This window comes from Mucilaginibacter inviolabilis, assembly GCF_011089895.1.
Lineage (GTDB): Bacteria > Bacteroidota > Bacteroidia > Sphingobacteriales > Sphingobacteriaceae > Mucilaginibacter > Mucilaginibacter inviolabilis.
In genome coordinates this window covers 3750375-3771475 of sequence record NZ_JAANAT010000001.1, presented here as the reverse complement: position 1 = coordinate 3771475, position 21101 = coordinate 3750375, and the positions used below count along the sequence as shown (strand labels likewise).

Genomic DNA, 21101 nt, shown 5'->3' with positions numbered 1-21101 from the left:
TTTGCACATGGCTAAAAAAGAACAGCAGGGCGACTCTGATAATGTTGGTGAGGCAAACACTTACGCCAAATTCAGCGGTGTGGCTTTCCAGATGATAGCGGTTATTGGCGTATTTGCTTTTGCAGGCTATAAAATTGACGAAGTTATGGCTCACCGGGTAAAATGGGTAACAGCGGTGTTATCGCTTATCGGGGTGTTTATTGCGTTATATATTGTTATCAGATCTGTAAAAAGTTGAAAATTCTACCTACTGTATTATCCTATTTATCGTTTATTATTATCATAGCAGTACCACCACTGGTGTTTTCTTATATTGGTTATACCAATCTGCTCATCCCGAAGTTCTGGCTGTTGTTTTTCTTCCTGTCGGGGCTTACCTTTTTAACGGTAATTTCTATCCTGATGGTAGCCAAAATCAATAAAGAAATGTACGCACAGGCATTTTTGGCTGCAACAACGGTTAAGCTGTTGGCCTGTATGTTTTTTGCTTTGATTTTTCTTTTAAAAAACAAGGTAAACAGGTACGTTTTTGTGGCCGATTTTTTTTATATATATTTCTTAAATATGGGTTTTGAAATTTATGGTTTGTTACGTAACTTGCGCAACCAAAAAATAAGGTAGAAAACTTCATCTAGATGAATAATAGCTCGATTTTGAACTCAAAAATATTTAAACCATTACTGATTTCCGCGCTTTTTTTGCTTTTCTGTGTTAAGCCAACATTATCTTTTTCACAAGAAAAAGCTGCTGAAGCAAGCGAAAAACCATTTGATCCGAAAGAGGTAGTATTTGAACACATCGGTGATTCACACTCCTGGCATGTTCTTGGCGAAACGGCCATTCCATTGCCGGTTATCCTGTACACAGATAAAGGATTGGAGATATTTTCATCAGAAAAACTAGGTCTTCATCATGAAGAAGGTCATGAAGCTCCGGTTTACAAAGGCGAGCATTATAATTACAAGCTTGAAGGAAATAAAATATTAGCAGTTACCGAGAATGGTGAGGTTAATAAAGACGCCAAAATATATGATTTTTCTATAACCCGTAACGTAGCCAGTATGTGGATGGGTATGATCATTTTACTATTGGTGTTTTTTAGTATTACTTCGGCTTATAAAAAACGTGCCGGCAAAGCACCAAAAGGTTTGCAGGCATTGTTGGAGCCGGTTATCCTTTTTGTAAGAGATGATGTAGCTATTCCTAATATTGGTGTTAAGTATGTTAGATACATGCCTTTGTTGCTAACCATCTTCTTCTTTATATTAATCAATAACTTATTGGGTTTGGTTCCTTTCTTTCCAGGAGGCTATAACCTGACCGGTAATATTGCGGTAACTATGGTGTTATCGGTAATAGTGCTTTTAGTTGTTAATTTTAGCGGTAATAAATATTACTGGAAACACATTTTTGCACCTGGTATCCCATTGTGGTTGTACCCTATCATGGTTCCGGTTGAGATCATCGGTATTCTGTCAAAGCCATTTGCGTTAATGATTCGTTTGTTTGCGAACATTACTGCCGGTCACATTATTGTATTAAGCTTAATATCTTTGATATTTATCTTTAAAACTGCATGGATGTCAACAGTTTCTGTTCCATTTGTAGTATTTATGGATTGTATTGAATTGCTTGTGGCGTTTTTGCAGGCGTTTATTTTTACGATGCTTACTTCCCTGTTTATCGGGATGGCTGTTGAAGAGCATCACCATTAATCTGAATTAATTATAATTATATATACACGTTAAATTATCAAACAATGATTGGAATGATTGGAACCATTGGTATGGTTGTAGCTCAAGCGACCGCAGGATTACACGGAACCGTTGGTGCAATTGGTGCTGGCTTAGCTGTTATTGGCGCAGGTATCGGTATTGGTCAAATCGGTGGTAAAGCCGTTGAAGGTATCGCTCGTCAACCAGAAGCTGCCTCAAAAATTCAAACTAACATGATCATCGCTGCAGCCCTTGTTGAAGGTGTTGCTTTGTTTGCTGTGGTAGTTGCTTTACTCTAATTAGTAGAGTTAAAGAAGAAAAGAGCAACCCGGAGCGATTGGCTCCGGGCTTGTTTTAATCAGGTTAAAGAAAGAATAACATAAAAGTAAATATCTATACATAATTATGGAATTAGTTACCCCCAATCTTGGTTTGGTTGTCTGGACAACGATATCTTTCGTAATCCTGCTGTTTTTACTGGGCAAATTTGCCTGGAAACCTATCTTAGGTGCTCTTAATGATCGTGAACGCTTTATTGAAGATTCACTGTCAAAAGCCGAAGCTGCTAAAGATGAAATGGCCCGTTTAACCAACGAGAATGAGTCGTTACTGAAACAAGCCCGTGCCGAGCGTGATCATATATTATCTGACGCCCGCAAAGTGAAAGAGCAAATGATTGCCGATGCCAAAGAGCTTGCCCACAAAGAAGGTGCACGCATGATTGAACTGGCTCGTGTAGAAATCAACAACCAGAAATCAATTGCTATGGCTGATGTTAAAAATCAGGTAGCTACCTTGTCGTTACAGATTGCCGAAAAGGTATTGCGCAAGCAATTTGAAGATCACCAGAAACAAGACGAACTGGTGAGCCAACTATTAAAAGAAGTGAAATTGTAAATAGATATTAGATATTAGATATGAGATATGAGACATAAAATAGTCTGGATCTCACGTCTCACATCTCACGTCTCACATCTCAAAAATATATGTCAGAATTAACAGTAGGAGCCAGGTACGCTAAATCATTGATTGACCTTGCACAGGAACAAAACATTGTTGATGCGATCAAGGCCGACATGGATCTGTTTTTGAATACCCTTAAGGCAAGCCCTGAACTTAAAGCTGTTTTAAGTAACCCCATCATCGCCCACATCAAAAAAATCAAGATATTGGATGATGTGTTTGAGGGCAAGGTTAACAAGGCTACTATCGCGTTTTTTAAACTGATGGTAAACAAAGGCCGTGGTGAGGTTTTATATACTACAGCATTGGAGTACATTAACCTGTATAATATCAAAAAACATATCACTAAAGCAAAGGTTGCTTCGGCTACAGAGCTTTCTGCAGCTAACAAACAAACACTGGTTGCCGAATTGCAAAAAGCAATTGGCGGTACCGTGGAGCTGGAAGCCAAGGTTGACCCAACATTAATTGGTGGCTTTGTATTAACGGTAGGCGACAGGCAGGTGGATACCAGCATTGCAGCCAGCCTGAAAAAATTAAAGAAAGAATTTGCCGAACAGGCAGCTTAATATTAACACTAAAACTCTAAATAAATTTTAAACAATGGTAGAGGTAAGACCAGACGAAGTATCGGCAATTTTGCGTCAGCAATTGGCAGGCTTCAAGTCAGAATCTGAATTAGAAGAAGTGGGTACTGTACTCCAGGTGGGTGACGGTATTGCACGCGTTTATGGATTGACAAAAGTACAATCAGGAGAGCTTGTAGAATTTGGCACAGGATTGCAAGGTATCGTGCTTAACCTTGAAGAAGATAACGTGGGTGTGGTATTGTTAGGTAAATCTGACGATATTAAGGAAGGTGATACCGTAAAACGTACCAACCGTATCGCGTCTATCAACGTAGGTGAAGGTATGTTAGGTCGTGTTGTGGATACCCTGGGTACCCCAATTGACGGTAAAGGTCCTATCACTGGTCAAACTTATGAGATGCCTTTAGAGCGTAAAGCACCTGGTGTAATCTATCGTCAGCCGGTAACTGAGCCTCTGCAAACTGGTATCAAAGCTATCGACGCGATGATCCCTATCGGCCGCGGACAACGTGAGCTGGTAATTGGTGACCGTCAAACCGGTAAAACTGCCGTTTGTATTGATACCATCATCAACCAAAAAGAATTTTATGATGCCGGTCAACCGGTTATCTGTATATATGTAGCTTGTGGTCAAAAAGCAAGTACAGTAGCCAACATTGTACGTACACTGGAAGAAAACGGCGCTATGCCTTACTCTATCATTGTAGCTGCAAACGCTTCAGATTCTGCAACCATGCAGTTCTTTGCTCCGTTTGCGGGTGCCGCTATCGGCGAGTACTTCCGTGATACCGGAAGACCAGCTTTGATCATCTATGATGATTTGTCAAAACAAGCTGTTGCTTACCGTGAGGTATCATTGTTATTACGTCGTCCACCGGGCCGTGAGGCTTATCCAGGTGACGTGTTTTACCTGCACAGCCGTTTATTAGAGCGTGCCGCTAAGATCAACTCTAACGATTCTATCGCCCAGGCGATGAACGATTTGCCAGAGTCAATCAGAGGTATCGTAAAAGGTGGTGGTTCATTAACCGCTTTGCCTATCATTGAAACACAAGCTGGTGACGTATCTGCTTATATCCCAACCAACGTAATTTCTATTACCGATGGTCAGATATTCCTGGAGTCAAACCTGTTTAACGCGGGTGTTCGTCCGGCCATTAACGTAGGTATCTCGGTATCACGTGTGGGTGGTAATGCGCAGATCAAATCCATGAAAAAAGTAGCCGGTACCTTGAAATTGGATCAGGCTCAATACCGCGAATTGGAAGCATTCTCTAAATTCGGTTCAGATCTTGATGCTTCAACCAAAACAGTATTGGACAAAGGTGTTCGTAACGTTGAGGTATTGAAACAAGGTCAATTCTCTCCGGTATCTGTTGAAAAACAAGTGGCTATCATCTACTTAGGTACTAAAAACCTGATGCGTAGCGTACCTGTAAAAGATATCAGGAAGTTTGAAGCTGAGTTTACCAGCCAGTTAGAGGCTCGTCATCCAGAAGTTTTAGCTGCCCTTAAAGCAGGTAAATTTGACGACCAGATCACCGGCGTATTAGAAACTGTAGCCAAAGAACTGGCAAGTAACTATTAATTAGTAGTATCAGGTAGTTAGTATCAAGTATCAAGTACTTTTTGAAGTTTGATACTAACTGCCTGATAAAAATATAAGTACCATTAGTAAGCGTATTCAAGTACAAAAATCTTGATACTTGATACTCGATACTTGATACTAAAAAAGAAGAATGGCTAATTTAAAAGAAGTAAGAAACAGGATAACATCTGTATCATCAACGCAGCAGATCACCAAGGCCATGAAAATGGTTTCGGCGGCTAAGTTGAAGCGTGCTACAAATGCTATTGTACAATTGCGCCCTTATGCTAACAAGCTAAAGGAACTGCTGGCTAACTTATCTGCAAGTTTAGAGGATGGCTCATCACCCTATTTGCAAGAGCGTGAGCCTGTGCGTGTATTGGTGGTTGTAGTAACCTCAAACCGTGGTTTGGCTGGTGCTTTTAATACCAACGCAATTAAAACAGCTAACAACCTTATTGCCGATAAATACAGCAAGCAATTGCAGGCCGGTAATGTTTCGATAGTAGCAATCGGTAAAAAAAGCCAGGAGTATTATGAGCGACGGAAGTACAATGTAATTGGTAATAATAACGATCTGTACAATGAGCTTAACTTTGAAAATACTTCCAAAATTACCGAAAGCATTATGGAAGGTTTTGTTAACGGGAAATACGATCGTGTTGAGCTGGTATATAACCATTTCCGTAACGCGGCTGTACAGTATTTAATTGCCGAGCAATTATTGCCGGTGCCAAAAGCCGATAAGAAGGAAAAGGAAGAAGTAAAAACAGCCAATGTTGATTACATCCTGGAGCCTTCGCAGGAAGAAATTGTAGAGCAGCTGATACCTAAAAATATTAAAATACAGTTATACCGTGCCGTACTGGATTCCAATGCTTCTGAGCATGGTGCCCGTATGACAGCCATGGATAAGGCTACCGAAAACGCAGGCGAGTTGTTAAAAGCCCTGAAGCTTTCATACAACCAGGCCCGCCAGGCAGCCATCACCACCGAGCTTACCGAAATTGTGAGTGGTGCCGCGGCATTATCCGGACAATAATAATTTATAAAAGAGTTTATAGTAAAAAGGCCTTCTTGTATAAGAAGGCCTTTTTTGTTCTTTGTCCCTTTAAGGGTTAAATCTTTTTAACAGATCATCAACATTTGGGATGTTTTTTTCCTGCTCTTCTATTTTTTGTACGATGTCTACAAATGTTTTCTCATTGGCTATCACTTTCAGAGTATACTCTAAGGGATATAATGATATAAAAGCTTCGTTTATATGTTTTTTTATTGTGAAATCCCTGAATTTGTATTCAGGTTCTGAGTCAAAATAAAAAATCATATCAAAGTTATCAATCATATATTTGCTAAAGGCAAAAGCCAGTTGAATGGCTGATTCACCACTCCCAAATCCATATGGCTTACAGAACTTCAAATAGCCATTAGTTGCGGCAAAATCCAAATTTTGTGGATGATTAGCAGAACCATGTACAGGTTTTTTTGATAATGTTTCAATAAAAAAGCTTTCTACCATCTTAACAGATCCATCTATTGCTATCGCATCATTCTGCGTTAATTCCTTGTATCTTTTATCAAAATAATCATTAGTCATCACTTCTTTAAGAACAGGTATATCAGGCACATTTATTCCTTTCCTATTATCACCAGCCGAATCATTGGGTGTTTGCTTATTGGAAGCAAATAGTTTTTTGAAAAAGTTCATACACGTACTTATTAAGCAATTAAGTTAAAGCTTTTTAACTTAATTGTTAAGAATTTATAGTAAAAAGGCCTTCTTGTACAAGAAGGCCTTTTTTGTTTGTGCATTTAATAAGGCCTGCCAGTCTGAGCTTGTCGAAGAGTAGTGCGCAGAAGCCTACCCACTACGGTTCGAAAGGGCTCATCATGACACCCTTTGAAAACATTATTTGGGGCCCGTAACAAATTAAACCAACTCATTCAACACTGCTCTTTTCAAGGCCATAATATAGCCGCAGTGTAAGCCTTCATGAAAAGGTAAAAATGCAAAAGCATCAGCAAAAGAAGCAATGGTGGTACCATACCGGCTCAGCCAGGCAGGGTAATTGGTAAAGATATTTGCTTTCATATCGAGCTCCAGACGGTCAATACTGCTCAGGAAAAGTTCTTTGATGTGGGCTATCTCCCCGGCATCGATAAAGCGCTCAGGTTTGGTATTCGGTTGGAAAGGGGTATAGTACTTATCTTCTACCACAACAGGTAAACCGGCACGGGTATAACATATGCCCTGCTGCGCGGATATCAGGTGAGCCAGGTTCCAGATGAGGTTATTGTTAAAGCCTTTTGGTATGTGGTTAAGTTGTTCAGTACTAAGATCATTTATTAAATTAAGGATATAAACCCTTGGTAGTTTGATGATTTCTGTTGATTGCTGCATCTGGAAGTTATAATATATGGATAGCGACAGAGCTAAATTATGAAGATTAGATGTATTTTACTTAATCATGATTACTAATACTTTAAGCCTTATATCTTTTATCATACCTTTGCCAATTCAATTTTTAACATTATAAATGCAGCATAACAGTTTAAATAATACACAGCCACCGGTAAAATATAACCGCCCTGTTATTTATTTTTTATTGTTATGGACAGCTTTAAATGTATTGCAGGCCTGTACGCTCGAGATACATGCCGACGAGGCCTACTATTGGATGTATTCGCGGTTTTTGGATTGGGGTTATTATGACCACCCACCAATGGTGGCCCTGTTTATCAAAGCCGGCTACAGTTTAATGCACAGCGAATTCGGCGTGCGCTTATTTACTGTACTCAGCAGTACCATATCATTATACCTGATATGGCTGATGTTAAAAAAATACAGTATCAATGCCCGGGCTTTTATTCTGGTGATGGCGGGGATATTTGTTTTCCATATTTATGGCTTTACTACCACGCCCGATTCGCCCCTGTTATTATTTACCGCCCTTTTCTTTTATGTTTACCAACGGTACATCGAAAAAGATAGCTGGACCCTTGCTTTAATACTGAGTGTGATTATTGCCGGCCTATTGTATAGTAAATATCATGGCGTATTACTGGTTGTTTTTACGCTGCTCTCCAATATCAAACTGCTCAAACGCGGGTCGTTTTGGGGTATTGTGCTACTGGCTGTGGGCTTATATGTACCACACATTTTATGGCAGGTAAACCATGATTATCCTTCTCTTAAATATCATCTTTCAGAGCGCTCTGCCGAAACCTATAACTTTTCATATTCATACCTGTACCCGATTGGGCAACTGGCCATGGCCGGACCGCTGATTGGCTGGTTCCTGTTTTACAAAGGATTTACGGTACGTATCAAAGACGCATTTATGCGCGCCTTAATGATAAATAGCGTTGGCATACTGCTTTTCTTTTTCTTTACCTCATTTAAAGGCGAGGTGCAGTTACACTGGACGCTTATTGCTTATGTACCCTTATCCATGCTGGTGCTGATTGGTTTTGCACAAAGCCGCGTGCCGGCCTGGTTTAACAAACTGGCCATCGCAAACATGGCTTTAATAGTTTTATTGCGACTGTGTATCATCATAGGATTTCCACCTTTGGTAGAGGTTGGCGCTATCAAGAGCTTTTTCGGTTTCAGGGATTGGGCAAAAGCGGTACACGCCAAGGCAGGTGATAATTATGTGATATTTAGCGAAGGTTTTCAAAATCCGTCGAAGTATAACTTTTATAACAATACCGTTAAGGGTCTTAATTACGATACACGTTATTATCGCCGTACCCAATATGACATATGGCCCATTGACGATAGTATACAACATAAACGGGCGTACCTGGTAGTAGAAGACCCTATACCGGGAACAACTACCGATACCATTAAAACATCGGTTGGTAACTGGTATACCTGTTGGGTAAATAATGTACGTACCTATCAGAAGATAGACTTTGAATTACCTGCGTACAAAATAACCGCATCGCCAGGTGAGAAGGTTACGCTGAACCTGTCATTTAAAAATACTTACAGCTTTCCTGTTGATTTTGGAAACGCTCCGGGGCAGTCGCCGGTTTATTTTGAGGCCTGCTTTTTTGGAGATGACGGCTTTCAGAACGTTCAAAAGGCCGACGACAGTTTTTATCATATTACTTTACAACCAGGGCAAAATGCCCATTATAATTTTGCCGTTACAGCGCCTGCCAAAAAAGGGCGGTACGAGTTGATTCTTTCTCTACGTACCCAACCATTTGAAGGGGGCAGAAACAGCGGTGCTATCAATTTTACAGTTAAATAATACATCACCCCATGCTTAAAAAACTATACCTCTTTGTAATTATTATCTTCATAAGCAGTACAGCTGCTTTGGCACAAAACAGCCTCGACATCCATTTCAACGGAATGGGCTTTCTGGATAACCGCGAGTATAAACCTTTTGTAGAGCGGTCACATACCTATTCTGGTGTGCGTACCGAGCTTGATTTGGGTTTAAATATCGATAGCGTACATCACTTTGTTGTTGGTGCCAACGCCCTGCATGATTTTGGCGCGAAGCCTTATTTTGCCAAGGTTAATCCAGTGGCTTACTACAGCTATACCGGAAAAAACTGGCTATTTAACGCGGGTGCATTCCCTCGTGAAGGTTTGCTGGACGATTATCCGCGTGCCTTGTTGAATGATACCCTGCGCTACTATCGTCCTAACGTGGAAGGCTTATTGGCCCGTGTGCACAATGAGCATTTTACCGAAACGGGCTGGATTGATTGGGTGAGCCATCAAACCGATACCGAGCGCGAGGAGTTTTTATTTGGCTTATCGGGTAAATATCGTCCTTCACTTTATGGCCCTTTTTATGTGTCGCATTACTTTTTATTGCTGCATGATGCGGGTCCCGGTATTCCTATTCCCAACGATCATATACAGGATAATGGCGGCGGTCAGATCCGTTTAGGTTTAGACTTCAGTCATAAAACCTTTTTAGATTCGTTATCAGTAGAGGCAGGTGGTATGGCATCATTTGAACGTACCCGTGGTGTGGATGGTTTTCAAACACCCAAAGGCTTTATAGCTAATGCATACCTGAGCTGGCACCAGTTTGCTTTATATGATGAATTTTATAAAGGCCAAGGTAGTCATATTATCTACGGCGATTCGTTTTATCAGTATAAAACTTATAACCGTTTGGATCTTATTTATACGCCATTTTTATTCAACAGGATAAAAGGGCAGTTTATTTTAAGTTTCCACCAGGTGCCTGGAGTGCCTATGAGTAATCAGGAGGCGTTCAGGGTAACGTTTGATTTGGGCAGGAAAGTCCTGGCCAGATTCAAGGATTAAAAAGTACCAAGTAGCTAGTATCAAGTATCAAGATTTTAATTCGGTCTTGATACTTGATACTAGCTACTTGATACTCAGTAATTGATACGAATATTAACACAAATCACATATACTATGCAATTAAAGCACAAATTACTGGTTCTGCTTGTGGTATTGTTTATAGCTCCTGCAAGGCTATTGGCACAAGAGAATCAATTTTCGGGCTGGGCGGCCTGGTTTCACAGCCAGCGACTATCGGAGCACTGGGGCTATTCGTTCGACGGGCAGTTCCGTTCGCATGACGATCTGAGCTATTTGAAACATACCCTGCTGCGTCCATCAGCCAACTACTATTTTGCCAACAACAAGGTAGCAGCTCTGGGTTATGCCTACATCGCTACAAATGGCCGTACTGCCGATGGTAGCAAAACCTTCAGACCGGAGCACCGGATATGGCAGCAGTATACTTACTCTCATAAATTAGGTAAACACATTGCTGTAGCACACCGTTTCCGTTTGGAGCAACGCTTTTTAGGGCAGACTGCCAATAATAAAAATGACGATTACTTTGCCCAGCGTTTCCGGTATTTTGTAAGAGGAGTAATTCCGTTTAAGAACGATTCGGCTGTATTTGCCAAAGGTCCATTCCTGGCTTTGCAGAACGAGGTGTTTTTTAATGTTCAGAATAAAAACCGGGTGAACAAGCATTTCTTCGATCAAAACCGTGCTTACGTTGCATTAGGTTACCGTGTAAGCAAAATGTTTGATGTAGAAGCCGGTTACCTTAATCAATACATTAACCTGGCCGAAACCTATACGCTGAACCACGTAGCCCAGTTGGCTTTTTATACGAGGTTTTAATCTTTAGGGAGCAAGGATTTTTGGAACAAAGAGCAAGGATAAGATGAGGTGCTGGCACCTCTGTATAAAACAGAATGAGGACAAAGTTATCTTGTCCTCATTCCAAAAAAAGTCTTTGTTCCTTACTCCAAAAATCCGTGCTCCTTTTTATTTACAGCCTGCTGATATCGCCGCTGCCTGCTTTGGAGCTGCTGATATTTTTAGCGCCGCCGGTGTAGTGAATATCGCCCGAGCCGCTTACAGAAGCATCTACTTTATTGCTGGCATTTACAGTGGCGTCGCCTGAGCCGGCTACGCGTACTGCGGTATTTACGGTTACCAGGTCGCGGGCTTTAAAATCGCCGGAACCTACTACGCTTACGCTTGATTCATCGGCACGGCCCGACAGACTCATATCTCCTGAACCTGATATCCTGCTTTCCAGTTTTTTTACATTGATTTTGCCCACCATGTCGCCTGAGCCGGTAACGCTTAATTTTAACGAGTTGGTGCTGATGCCTTCTTTAAAAAAGATGTCGCCAGAACCGGTTACCGAAACGCCGTTCAGATCCTTTGCGGTAACATAGATCACCATTTTTCTATTTCCAAAACCCCAGTTGTTCCAGTTGGAGTCTTTTTTACTGTGTATTTTTAATACGCCATCCTGTACTTCGGTAATAATCCGGTCGATAACATTAGCGGGCGCCTCTACCTTTACCGACTCTGTTGAGCCCTGGGTAATATATACATCAAAAGAGCCAGCCAGATCAATAGCTCTAAAGCCTGATAAATGACGGTCTTGCGTAGTTTGTTGTATGGTTTTAACAATAGTAACAGGTGCAGCATAAGTGTAGCCGGCAGTGCCTGTTGCTAAAGCTGCAAGTAATAAAAGTTTGGTTAGTGATTTCATGTTAACGTTAATTATTTGTTGTTTATAAGACGCAACACGCGCCGATAGGTTGCATTGTTTTTAAAATAAATAGGCTTTCTGGCTTTTGTCATCCTGAGGAACGAAGGACGTTAACTAACAGATCCTTCGTTCCTCAGGATGACAAACTAATACGACTTATGTTCCTTCAGTCTCTCTCGCAGAGGATCCGGAGTGGGTTTACATGTAAACCCATAATATAATGATAAAATTATGTTAATTAGTTAATTATCAATTATATAAATAAATTTAAACCGTAAAATGTGTAAACCATGTAAACCCACTTTTAAACCAGGCTACCTAACCTAATACAACTTAATTGCGCGCTACCCCTATGTAATAATTAAAAGTATCTACCTCGATATTATCTTCCGTGGCTCCATCCAGTTTTACAGGTGCTAAACGGGTAGTAGGGGTGATAAATTTATAGTCGCCGCCTTTTACTCTAACCCTTACCGGCATGTTGAATGTTTTGTTGCTCACATTTATCCAGCGGCAAAGTAATTTACCTTCTGCGCTTATAAACTCCAGGATAGGGATGTTTTTATAATGCAGGTACTGGTCAAATATAGGCGCCAGGTTCATGCCACTTTGTGTGGTGATATAATCAACCACCTGATCATAAGTAACGGTTTGGTGGTAAAATGTTTTGTTGAGCCCACGCAGGATGCTGCGCCATTTTTCATCGTCATTAATAACAGTGCGGATCATGTTGAGCAGGTTACCACCTTTATAGTACATATCGCCGGAACCTTCCCTGTTCACACCATATGGGCCAACAATGGGGCGATCGTTCTGGATAGCCAAACGGGTACCATGCACATATTCCTGCCCGGCTTGTTTGCCATAGTAGGTTTCTATAAATAACGATTCGGAGTAGTTGGTAAAACTTTCATGTATCCACATATCAGCTACATCTTTGGAGGTAATATTGTTACCGAACCATTCATGCCCACTCTCGTGCACCACAATAAAATCCCATTTTAGGCCCCATCCCGTACCCGAAAGGTCGCGACCGAGATAGCCATTCTGGTAATGGTTGCCATAAGCAGTACCGCTTTGGTGTTCCATGCCGAGGTGAGGTGTCTCTACCAGTTTATAGCCGTCTTCATAAAACGGATAGGGGCCAAACCAGTATTCGAATGATTTGAGCATTTTGGTGGCATTCTCGTTCCATTGCTTTTTAGCCTTGTTCAGGTTGTAACTCAGCGGCCAGTAATCCATGGTCAGTTTACCTTTTTCGCCCTGGTAAACACCATCGTAGTGTACATAATCGCCAATGTTGGCCTCAATGTCATAATTGTTGATGGGGTTAGCCACAAACCAGTCGAACCGGGTGTAACCGTCTTTTAATTTGGTTACTTTACGTAAACGGCCGTTGGATACATCCTTTAAACCATTAGGTACGCTGATGCTGATGAGGGCGCTGTCCACCTCGTCATACTGGTGATCTTTAGTGGGCCACCAGATGCTGGCACCAATACCCTGACAGGCGGTAGCCACCCAGGGTTTGCCCAGGGAATCGGTAGTATATACAATGCCGCCATCCCAGGGCGCACGTTTGGCAATGGTAGGGTTACCGGAGTAAAATACGGTGAACTCATCGGCGCTGCCTTTGGTGATGGTTTGGGGAAAAGTGATGAATACCGCGTTAAACTCCCGTGTATAAGGTAGTTCCTGGCCTTTGTAAACCACCTTATCAACCTTTAGATTAGCGAACAGATCAAACTGTAGTTTGGTGAAATCCTGTGTGGCGGTAAACTTAAACTGATTGCTGCCGCTGATGTATTTTTGATCGATATCAAACTTCACATCCAGGTGATAGTAATTGATATCATAACAGGTACGTAAGGGCGTTAAACTGCCGCGTAAGCTATCGGCACGGGTAAAGGTTTCGCGGTTGGCGCCAAGTTGAGCCTTAGCTGGTAAAGCAAACGCGGTCAGCATCAGAATTGCCGACGCGATGTTATATAAATATTTTATGTTCATGTTGAATTACTGTGCTTATAAATTTACTGACGATCAATTAATCTCTCGGCCCCCATATATTCTTTTTCCAAAGTTCCTGGGCATATTTTCTGAATACCTCGGGGCCGCTTTTAAAAGCATCATCAAAAGTATATTTTCCTCCATCATACTCACCCTGTCCTACTCTAACTTTATTTTGCCCTCTTACGGCGTATTTTTTACCGCCCTCATGCATAATGATCTTCATTTCGCCGGGACTGATATCACCGGTGCATAAAGTTTTATACATCAGCCACACTTCGGCTTTACCATTCCTGTCCAAATCGGTAACGGCAAATGTTCCCGGGATGTATATTGCTTCCAGGTCAACCTGGCAATCTTTTACAAAATCAACCATTTGCCAGTTTAGCTGCTGGCTGCCATTGCTTTTTATGGTATATTGATAAGCATACAGGGCAGCATCGCGCCCGTTACCATCTTCACTATCGCCCCTCGTATCGGTAATCCCTGTTTCGGTAGCGATTAACAAGTGCTCACCTTCACTGTCTGTAAAACGTATTGAACTAACAATATCTCCTTTATATTTAATGGATGAAGGTATCGATCTTTTATTAACCTTAATTACACTGATTTGCGCCATAGCAATTTGCCCTGCGGATAAAAATATCAGCAGGCTCATGAATTTGATGTAATGCATATTCATACTAATCCCTCAGAATACCGATATAGTAGTTAAATGTATCAACTTCAATATTATCAATGGTAGCACCGTCAACGGCAACAGGCGTAAAACGGGTGGTAGGTGTTATGAATTTATATTCGCCTCCTTTAACTCTTACGAGCACGGGCATAGTGAAACCATTTACATCAGCTATCCAACGACTGAGCAGTTTACCATCCCGGGTGGCAAACTCCAGTGTAGGCAGGTTTTTATAATGCAGGTACTGGTCAAAAACAGGCAATAGTTTTTTACCCGATTGCTCGGTGATATAATTAACCACCTGGTCGTAAGTAACAGTTTGGTGATAAAAGGTTTTGTTAAGCCCTCGCAGTATTTGACGCCACTTTTCATCATCATTGATAATAGTACGCACCATATTAAGCAATACAGCACCTTTAGGGTACATATCGCCAGAGCCTTCTTTGTTTACGTTATAAACGCCAACAATAGGGCTCTCATTCCCAATGCCCGACCGGAGGCCTTTATTGTATTCCTGGCCTGCTTTTTTGCCCCAGTTGTTTTCGATAAACAACGATTCTGAGTAGCAGGTAAAGCTTTCATGTATCCACATATCGGCCAGGTCTTTAGCGGTAATGTTGTTGCCAAACCATTCGTGACCACTTTCGTGAACTATAATATAGTCCCATTTAAGTCCCCAGCCGGTGCGCGACATGTCATAACCCAGGTAACCATTTAAATAGTGGTTTCCATAAGCGGTAGCGCTCTGGTGCTCCATGCCTAAATGCGGTGTTTCTACCAGTTTGTAGCCATCTTCGTAAAACGGATAGGGGCCAAACCAATGTTCAAAAGCTTTAAGCATAGGTTTTACGTTTTCGCCAAATTGCTTTTTGGCTTTGGCCAGATTGTAGGGGAGTACCCAGTAATCAAGGGAAAGCTTACCTTTTTCGCCATCATAGGTATCGCTGAAATGGGTATAATCGCCAATGTTGGCAACCACATCATAATTGTTAATGGGGTTAGCCACAAACCAATCAAAGCGGGTGTAGCCATCCTTAAGCAGAGTAACTTTGCGAAGCCTTCCATTGGATACATCTTTTAATCCTTTGGGCACGCTGATACTGATCATCATGCTGTCAACCTCATCGCTCAGATGATCTTTATTAGGCCACCAGATGCTGGCACCTACGCCCTCACAGGCAGTAGCTACCCAGGGTTTGCCGAGGGAATCTTTTTTAAATACAAAACCGCCATCCCAGGGGGCATTAACCGCCACGGTTGGTTTGCCCGAATAGTATACGGTAAATTCGTCCTTATTGCCTTTGGCAATCGTTTGCGGAAATGTAACAAAAACAGCATTAGCATCGCGGGTGTAAGGCAGGTTTTTGCCTTTATATACTACCTTGTCCACATTGAGGTTGGCAAACAGATCGAACTGCAGTTTGGTAAAATCCTCCGTAGCGGTAAATTTAAATTGATTGCTGCCGCTGATAAATCTTTGGTCGATATTAACCTTCACATCAAGATGATAATAGTTAATATCATAACAGGAACGTAATGGTGAAAGGCTGCCACGCAACGTATCGGCGTGCGTGTACTTTTCTTTTTCTTGTAAAAGCTGGGCTTTGGTAATAACTGGGAAGCATAATAGGATTGCCCCCACTATAAACTGATAATTCAGTTTAATAAATGATGAGTTGTTCATTGTAACGGATCAGTCAATGTTTAATGAACCTAAATCTACAAATATCTTGCGATTAAGTTTATTTTTAAAGATAAGTTGCCTTAAATTCACCCCAAAAGGGGGGCGTTTGCATAGTTTACCGATGTATCAATCTTTAGCAAAAAGCGATTGTTAAAGAGCTATTCTATTTTTTTTTATTGATATTAATCGTATCTGTTAACATCCTTACTATTTCATCAGATGATTTTCCTTTAAATAAATACCAATTGCCATCAAGAAATTCTATTTTCATCGTATTTGTCAGAAACACTGAATTTGTTAAGCACTTGCATTGGATGATGTCTTTTACGTTATCTTTTCCGAAAATACTTTGGATTATTATAGTCTGTTCAGTTAAAATGATGGTTTTTGTTATGTATGAAAGTATTGTAAAAAGTATTATAAACCCGATAAGGCAGAAAAGCAATTCAATAAAATCCCGGCAAAAAAAAGTAATAATAAGTACTGCGGAAATTGATATCCAATAAAGTAAGCGACTGTCACTTTTATTCAGGGAGCTGTAAATCAATTTATTATTCATTTTTAATGAGTAACTTTACTGTTTATTTCAGATGATTTTAATAGGCGTTATTCATTTATTTATCAACCGTTCGGCGCCGGGTATATTTACCGAATATAGTAAGGTATTGGGTTTCAAAAGCAATTCTTGTAATTGATTTATAATCTATTGATGATGGGCTATCCTCAAAATATCCTTCTGTATTAAAGTATAAAATATGAACATGTTTTTTACCCGTTTTAACAATTGGGCCAATAGTGAAGTGATTGATCTCGGCTCCTTCACATTCAACAACTACATTTAATTCTTTAGTCTGTAATAATTCAAAGATAGATTGCCAGTTGCTTAGGTTAATGGCATAATCTATTCCTACCCTTTCAATCTCATTTTCCCAAATCATCATTTGATTAAAATACTCATCACTTTTATCATAACGGACCTTCTTGACCTGTTTAACCGGTACTATGCTATATCCGTCTATTTTAAAATCATCAGACTCGTGGATTAAAATAAATTTATCGGAATAATCAAGAATATACCCATTGCTTGTTTCAGTTTTACCTTTTGAAACTCTTCGGTATAATCTTACCCGTTGTTTATTCTCTTTATGGTACTTAATTTTTTCAAGTATTTTCATCACTGATTCAAATGGGATTAAAACTACTAAATCTTCTTATGGGAATTTTTGCATTCGCCCAAAACGGAGAATAAAAAAGCCCTTCTCTGTTGGGAGAAGGGCTGGTGTGAGGCTTATTTCAATACTTGCACATCGATAAAGCTGTCGTTATAAACAGTTTCGGTGGCTTTTATATAATCGCTTTCGTCGGCCTTGTAAGGGTTCTCCACAAATTTTTGCGGGTTACGCGCTATGATCGGGAACCAGGTGCTTTGTACCTGTATCATAATGCGGTGACCTTTTTTAAAGGTATGCAGTACATCCTGCAGGCGGAAATTAACATCGGTTTTTTGATTGGCTACCAATGCCTCGGGTTTTTCGAAGCTGTTACGGAAACGGGCAGGCATTACTTCCGAGCGTACCATTTGCCAGTAATTGCTCAGGATAATGTTTTTATTAGGCATGTACGGGTTGTTAGGCTCATCAGCAGGGTAAACATCAATCAGTTTTACCACAAAATCAGCATCGGTACCGGTAGTGGCAATTTTTAGATGTGCCATAATCTCGCCGCCAAGGGTTACATCATCATTCAATACATCGGTTTGATAAACCAATACATCCGGGCGACGACCGGCAAAGCGCTGATCTTCGCTCATATAATTGTGCGGGGTGAAATTCATGGTGGTGGTATTATCCTCGGTATAAGGAACCGGTTTAAGCGGATCGCTTATATAGGATACCGAACCAGCTGTGCTAGGTTGTGCATTAGCCAGTTTGCCGTCGCTGCCTAAATACATTTTTTGATGAACAGCATTGGGTGCGGGCCATTTATCAAAAGTAGCCCATTCTTTTTTGCCTGTATTGTACATATAAGCGTTGGGCAGGCCTGAGTTTTTGTCGCCATTACCTTTTAGGAAATGGTTAAAGAATTTGGCCTCGATGTTTTTTTGGTAAAAGGTAGCAATGCTATCGCCAAAGTAAACATTGCTGTGCATGGTGTGCCCGGTTTCGCGCGACCAGCGGCCATGCCCAAACGGACCCATTACAATGGTATTGTAAGCATTAGGATCGGTTTTGTTGATGGTTTTGTAGATAGCCAGCGGACCGGTTAAATCCTCGGCATCAAACCAGCCGCCTACCAGCATTACTGCGGGTTTTACTTTGCCATAATGTTTTAACAAACCTCGTTTTTGCCAAAACTCATCGTAGTTGGGGTGATTGATAGTTTCCTGCCAGAAGAAATTGTCGTGGTAAAACTTGTCGGCATTTTTAAGTGGACCCAGATCCAGCAGATATTGATAACCGTCTTTGCTATCGGGTTTCAGCATGGTATACCAGGCTTTGCTGGTGGTATCGGTTTTTTGAACACCAAAAACAGGGAAGGTGAAAAAGTAGCCTTCCAGAAATGCGCCATTGTGATGAAAATCATCAAAAAAGAAATCGGAAATAGGTGCCTGCGGCGATGACGCTTTCAGGGCCGGATGGTTTGACAGGATACCTGCCGCAGTGTAAAAACCGGGGTAAGATATACCGTATTGACCAACTTTGCCATTATTGCCGGCCACATTTTTAACCAGCCAGTCGATAGTATCATAAGTATCAGAACCTTCATCAACATCGGTTTTGCTTTTTTTATTGTCGATAACCGGGGTCATGTTGGTCCAGGTACCTTGGCTTTTCCAGCGGCCGCGTACGTCCTGGAATACAAAAATATAGCCCTCTTTCATCATTATTTCTGATGGGCCCAAACGTGCGGGATATTTATCCTCGCCATACGGCGCAACGCTATAACAGGTACGCTGCATCATGATTGGGTACTTGTTTTTGGCCGAAGCATCCTTCGGGGTATAAATAGCGGTAAAAAGCTTGATGCCGTCGCGCATGGTGATGTACACCTCTTTTTTGGTAAAGTGTTCCTTTACATAGTCGCTTTGAGCAAAAGCGTTAATGCTGCATAGGAGTAACAGCACAAATAATGAGTAAATTTTTTTCATGAGATCAGTCAATTTAAACGCCTAATTTAGCAAGTAAATCGTTAATTCAATCATTTGTTGCATCATTGTTGCAATAAAGTTTTAATAAAGTACCTGTATTATCAAGTTTTGAGCATTTATCTACCTTATTCATGTCATCATTTCCAGCCCAGTATTCCACATTATCTGCCCTTGCATTAAAAGATTATATTGAAACGGCCTATCACTTAAAGCTAACCAAATGCCGGTATTTGCTGCGGGGGGTGAGCGATACTTATGTTTTAGAAGCAACCGATGCCCAATATATTTTAAAAATTTACCGCGACCGGCACCGTTCCTTAACCGAGATACAGGGCGAAGTGGAATTGCTGAATATGTTGAAAGAGTATGGCGCAAATGTAGCTTACCCGTTGATCGATATTTTTGGCAGCCAGATACAAAAATTTGATGCCGCCGAAGGTATCCGCTATGGTATTGTGCTTTCCTATGCTCTGGGCAAACCCGTATTGGATCTGTCTGATGAGCAATTGAAAACTGTTGGTCGCGAAATGGCGACTGTTCATAACATTACCTCGGTAGTAAAGCTGAATTATAAAAGAAAAGCCTACACTACGGATAGCACGCTCATTCAACCTTTAAAAACGCTGAAGCCCGCGTTTGCAGAGCTGCCGGGTGAATATACCTATTTGAAGGAGACTGTAATGCAGGTAATTCAAAAGCTAAATACATTTGATACGAAGAAGTTTAGCTATGGTTATTGCCAGTATGATTTTTTGCCCAAGAATTTTCATTTTGACGATGCCGGCCAGATCACCTTTTTTGATTTTGACTTTGCCGGGCAAGGTTACCTGGCAAATGATCTGATGTCGTTCTTTGTGCATTTTTTTATGCATGTATTTACCGGCAAACTAACTGATGACGAGGCCGACCGAATGTATAAGGTTTTTATAGCAGCTTACCGTGAAGTAAGACCTGTATCTGACCAGGAGATCAAAGCTATTCCGTACCTGGGCGTAGGCTTCTGGATATTTTACCTGGGCTTTCAATATGAAAACTTTGACGATTGGTCGAACCTGTTTTTTAACACCCGCTTTATTGCCGATAGGGTAGCGCTCATCAAAGTATGGGTAAACAAGTATTGCGAATTTTGATCTTGATAAAATATATCTTTATGATCAAAATATGAGAAAGTTTACCATTGGTCAATTAGAAATACGGCGTTTGGATAGGTTAGATATTTTATTACTGTTGTTGTATGCAGCTTTGGTTGCTTTGACATATATTTTCAAAGAACAAGCTCAAAGCTACTTTTTATTGGAGTTGATTACCTGCTTTTTTTGCACTGGGGTACTTATTCTATCGCCCATCGGCATTAGATTAAGGAGTATATACTTCTCTATTATATGGTTATTATTAAGTTTGTTATTTATCTTTAATACACATTCAATAGCCTGGATACCGCTGTTTGACTTTTTGCTGTATCATATTGTAAGATTAGTTTTTTGGACGAAGCATGATCGGGAATTTATACCTTTTACAGTAGGCCGAGGCGCATTATATCGTTATATCAGCAAAATTGAGCATATGGGCGGCTCATCCATTGATAAAGGCTATATGAAATTATTAATAGGGCTTGGTTTGATAGTTAATTTGATATGCCTTATGGGGATGATTGGTATAAAAGTCAGATAGTAATTCCTAATAATTTTGACCATTA

21 protein-coding genes are annotated in these 21101 nt (G+C 40.8%); 13 read left to right on the top strand and 8 right to left on the bottom strand.

Annotated elements, in window-relative coordinates:
- Positions 1-7: 7 nt before the first annotated feature.
- The 8 genes from G7092_RS15600 (at position 8) to atpG (ending at position 5898) form a co-directional block, all read left to right on the top strand.
- Positions 8-238 carry an AtpZ/AtpI family protein gene (locus G7092_RS15600; protein WP_166090728.1) on the top strand — a complete coding sequence of 77 codons (231 nt, stop codon included), beginning with the start codon at positions 8-10 and terminating at the stop codon, positions 236-238.
- The gene (locus G7092_RS15595) at positions 235-621 is read left to right on the top strand and encodes a hypothetical protein (protein WP_166090727.1); all 387 of its coding nucleotides are present in this window, start codon (positions 235-237) and stop codon (positions 619-621) included. The genes G7092_RS15600 and G7092_RS15595 overlap by 4 nt, the downstream gene beginning before the upstream one ends.
- 14 nt (positions 622-635) lie before the next feature.
- Positions 636-1715: a F0F1 ATP synthase subunit A gene (atpB, locus tag G7092_RS15590; protein WP_166090726.1), complete on the top strand. Its 1080-nt coding sequence runs from the start codon at positions 636-638 to the stop codon at positions 1713-1715.
- A 71-nt stretch (positions 1716-1786) separates the two neighbouring features.
- On the top strand, positions 1787-2014 hold the full coding sequence (gene atpE, locus G7092_RS15585; RefSeq protein WP_166091029.1) for an ATP synthase F0 subunit C: 228 nt from the start codon (positions 1787-1789) through the stop codon (positions 2012-2014).
- A gap of 106 nt (positions 2015-2120) precedes the next feature.
- Positions 2121-2612 carry a F0F1 ATP synthase subunit B gene (locus tag G7092_RS15580; protein ID WP_166090725.1) on the top strand — a complete coding sequence of 164 codons (492 nt, stop codon included), beginning with the start codon at positions 2121-2123 and terminating at the stop codon, positions 2610-2612.
- 89 nt (positions 2613-2701) lie between these two features.
- Positions 2702-3247, top strand: coding sequence for an ATP synthase F1 subunit delta (atpH, locus tag G7092_RS15575; protein WP_166090724.1), 546 nt, complete (start codon positions 2702-2704; stop codon positions 3245-3247).
- Positions 3248-3281: 34 nt separating this feature from the next.
- The gene (gene atpA, locus G7092_RS15570) at positions 3282-4856 is read left to right on the top strand and encodes a F0F1 ATP synthase subunit alpha (RefSeq protein ID WP_166090723.1); all 1575 of its coding nucleotides are present in this window, start codon (positions 3282-3284) and stop codon (positions 4854-4856) included.
- Between the two features lie 151 nt (positions 4857-5007).
- Positions 5008-5898 carry an ATP synthase F1 subunit gamma gene (gene atpG / locus G7092_RS15565; RefSeq protein WP_166090722.1) on the top strand — a complete coding sequence of 297 codons (891 nt, stop codon included), beginning with the start codon at positions 5008-5010 and terminating at the stop codon, positions 5896-5898.
- Positions 5899-5967: 69 nt separating this feature from the next.
- Here atpG and G7092_RS15560 read toward each other — a convergent pair whose 3' ends face one another.
- Together G7092_RS15560 and G7092_RS15555 are read right to left on the bottom strand one after the other, a co-directional pair.
- The gene (locus tag G7092_RS15560) at positions 5968-6564 is read right to left on the bottom strand and encodes a hypothetical protein (RefSeq protein ID WP_166090721.1); all 597 of its coding nucleotides are present in this window, start codon (positions 6562-6564) and stop codon (positions 5968-5970) included.
- A 222-nt stretch (positions 6565-6786) separates the two neighbouring features.
- Complete coding sequence (locus G7092_RS15555; protein ID WP_166090720.1) at positions 6787-7257, bottom strand: DinB family protein; 471 nt, start codon at positions 7255-7257, stop codon at positions 6787-6789.
- 136 nt (positions 7258-7393) lie between these two features.
- On the opposite strand from G7092_RS15555, the gene G7092_RS15550 reads away from it, so the two are divergent.
- The 3 genes from G7092_RS15550 to G7092_RS15540 all read left to right on the top strand — a co-directional run bounded on the left by G7092_RS15550 (position 7394) and on the right by G7092_RS15540 (position 10998).
- Positions 7394-9118, top strand: a complete 1725-nt coding sequence (locus G7092_RS15550) for a glycosyltransferase family 39 protein (RefSeq protein ID WP_166090719.1) — start codon at positions 7394-7396, stop codon at positions 9116-9118.
- An 11-nt stretch (positions 9119-9129) separates the two neighbouring features.
- Complete coding sequence (locus tag G7092_RS15545) at positions 9130-10158, top strand: lipid A deacylase (RefSeq protein WP_166090718.1); 1029 nt, start codon at positions 9130-9132, stop codon at positions 10156-10158.
- A 114-nt stretch (positions 10159-10272) separates the two neighbouring features.
- Positions 10273-10998 (top strand): DUF2490 domain-containing protein, encoded by a 726-nt coding sequence (locus tag G7092_RS15540; protein WP_166090717.1) that lies wholly within the window; start codon positions 10273-10275, stop codon positions 10996-10998.
- Between the two features lie 151 nt (positions 10999-11149).
- On the opposite strand, the gene G7092_RS15535 is transcribed toward G7092_RS15540, so the two are convergent.
- The 6 genes from G7092_RS15535 to G7092_RS15510 form a co-directional block, all read right to left on the bottom strand.
- Positions 11150-11887, bottom strand: coding sequence for a head GIN domain-containing protein (locus G7092_RS15535; RefSeq protein WP_166090716.1), 738 nt, complete (start codon positions 11885-11887; stop codon positions 11150-11152).
- A 333-nt stretch (positions 11888-12220) separates the two neighbouring features.
- Entirely contained in the window at positions 12221-13894 is a 1674-nt protein-coding gene (locus tag G7092_RS15530) for a M1 family metallopeptidase (RefSeq protein ID WP_166090715.1), read from the bottom strand.
- Positions 13895-13931: 37 nt separating this feature from the next.
- On the bottom strand, positions 13932-14570 hold the full coding sequence (locus G7092_RS15525) for a M949_RS01915 family surface polysaccharide biosynthesis protein (RefSeq protein WP_369074293.1): 639 nt from the start codon (positions 14568-14570) through the stop codon (positions 13932-13934).
- A 7-nt stretch (positions 14571-14577) separates the two neighbouring features.
- A complete protein-coding gene (locus G7092_RS15520; protein ID WP_202985278.1) occupies positions 14578-16257 on the bottom strand; it encodes a M1 family metallopeptidase in 1680 nt (559 codons plus the stop codon).
- 614 nt (positions 16258-16871) lie between these two features.
- The gene (locus G7092_RS15515; RefSeq protein WP_166090713.1) at positions 16872-17432 is read right to left on the bottom strand and encodes a hypothetical protein; all 561 of its coding nucleotides are present in this window, start codon (positions 17430-17432) and stop codon (positions 16872-16874) included.
- Positions 17433-17545: 113 nt separating this feature from the next.
- Entirely contained in the window at positions 17546-19405 is a 1860-nt protein-coding gene (locus G7092_RS15510) for a CocE/NonD family hydrolase (RefSeq protein ID WP_166090712.1), read from the bottom strand.
- A 131-nt stretch (positions 19406-19536) separates the two neighbouring features.
- On the opposite strand from G7092_RS15510, the gene G7092_RS15505 reads away from it, so the two are divergent.
- Entirely contained in the window at positions 19537-20535 is a 999-nt protein-coding gene (locus tag G7092_RS15505) for a phosphotransferase enzyme family protein (protein ID WP_166090711.1), read from the top strand.
- Positions 20536-20566: 31 nt separating this feature from the next.
- Positions 20567-21076: a hypothetical protein gene (locus G7092_RS15500; protein WP_166090710.1), complete on the top strand. Its 510-nt coding sequence runs from the start codon at positions 20567-20569 to the stop codon at positions 21074-21076.
- Positions 21077-21101 lie beyond the last annotated feature (25 nt).

Coding starts and splice junctions, on each gene's coding strand:
- G7092_RS15600 (WP_166090728.1), top strand. CDS start 8: ATGGCTAAAAAAGAACAGCAGGGCGACTCTGATAATGTTGGTGAGGCA.
- atpB (WP_166090726.1), top strand. CDS start 636: ATGAATAATAGCTCGATTTTGAACTCAAAAATATTTAAACCATTACTG.
- atpE (WP_166091029.1), top strand. CDS start 1,787: ATGGTTGTAGCTCAAGCGACCGCAGGATTACACGGAACCGTTGGTGCA.
- G7092_RS15580 (WP_166090725.1), top strand. CDS start 2,121: ATGGAATTAGTTACCCCCAATCTTGGTTTGGTTGTCTGGACAACGATA.
- atpH (WP_166090724.1), top strand. CDS start 2,702: ATGTCAGAATTAACAGTAGGAGCCAGGTACGCTAAATCATTGATTGAC.
- atpA (WP_166090723.1), top strand. CDS start 3,282: ATGGTAGAGGTAAGACCAGACGAAGTATCGGCAATTTTGCGTCAGCAA.
- atpG (WP_166090722.1), top strand. CDS start 5,008: ATGGCTAATTTAAAAGAAGTAAGAAACAGGATAACATCTGTATCATCA.
- G7092_RS15560 (WP_166090721.1), bottom strand. CDS start 6,564: ATGAACTTTTTCAAAAAACTATTTGCTTCCAATAAGCAAACACCCAAT.
- G7092_RS15555 (WP_166090720.1), bottom strand. CDS start 7,257: ATGCAGCAATCAACAGAAATCATCAAACTACCAAGGGTTTATATCCTT.
- G7092_RS15550 (WP_166090719.1), top strand. CDS start 7,394: ATGCAGCATAACAGTTTAAATAATACACAGCCACCGGTAAAATATAAC.
- G7092_RS15545 (WP_166090718.1), top strand. CDS start 9,130: ATGCTTAAAAAACTATACCTCTTTGTAATTATTATCTTCATAAGCAGT.
- G7092_RS15540 (WP_166090717.1), top strand. CDS start 10,273: ATGCAATTAAAGCACAAATTACTGGTTCTGCTTGTGGTATTGTTTATA.
- G7092_RS15535 (WP_166090716.1), bottom strand. CDS start 11,887: ATGAAATCACTAACCAAACTTTTATTACTTGCAGCTTTAGCAACAGGC.
- G7092_RS15530 (WP_166090715.1), bottom strand. CDS start 13,894: ATGAACATAAAATATTTATATAACATCGCGTCGGCAATTCTGATGCTG.
- G7092_RS15525 (WP_369074293.1), bottom strand. CDS start 14,570: ATGCATTACATCAAATTCATGAGCCTGCTGATATTTTTATCCGCAGGG.
- G7092_RS15520 (WP_202985278.1), bottom strand. CDS start 16,257: ATGAACAACTCATCATTTATTAAACTGAATTATCAGTTTATAGTGGGG.
- G7092_RS15515 (WP_166090713.1), bottom strand. CDS start 17,432: ATGAAAATACTTGAAAAAATTAAGTACCATAAAGAGAATAAACAACGG.
- G7092_RS15510 (WP_166090712.1), bottom strand. CDS start 19,405: ATGAAAAAAATTTACTCATTATTTGTGCTGTTACTCCTATGCAGCATT.
- G7092_RS15505 (WP_166090711.1), top strand. CDS start 19,537: ATGTCATCATTTCCAGCCCAGTATTCCACATTATCTGCCCTTGCATTA.
- G7092_RS15500 (WP_166090710.1), top strand. CDS start 20,567: ATGAGAAAGTTTACCATTGGTCAATTAGAAATACGGCGTTTGGATAGG.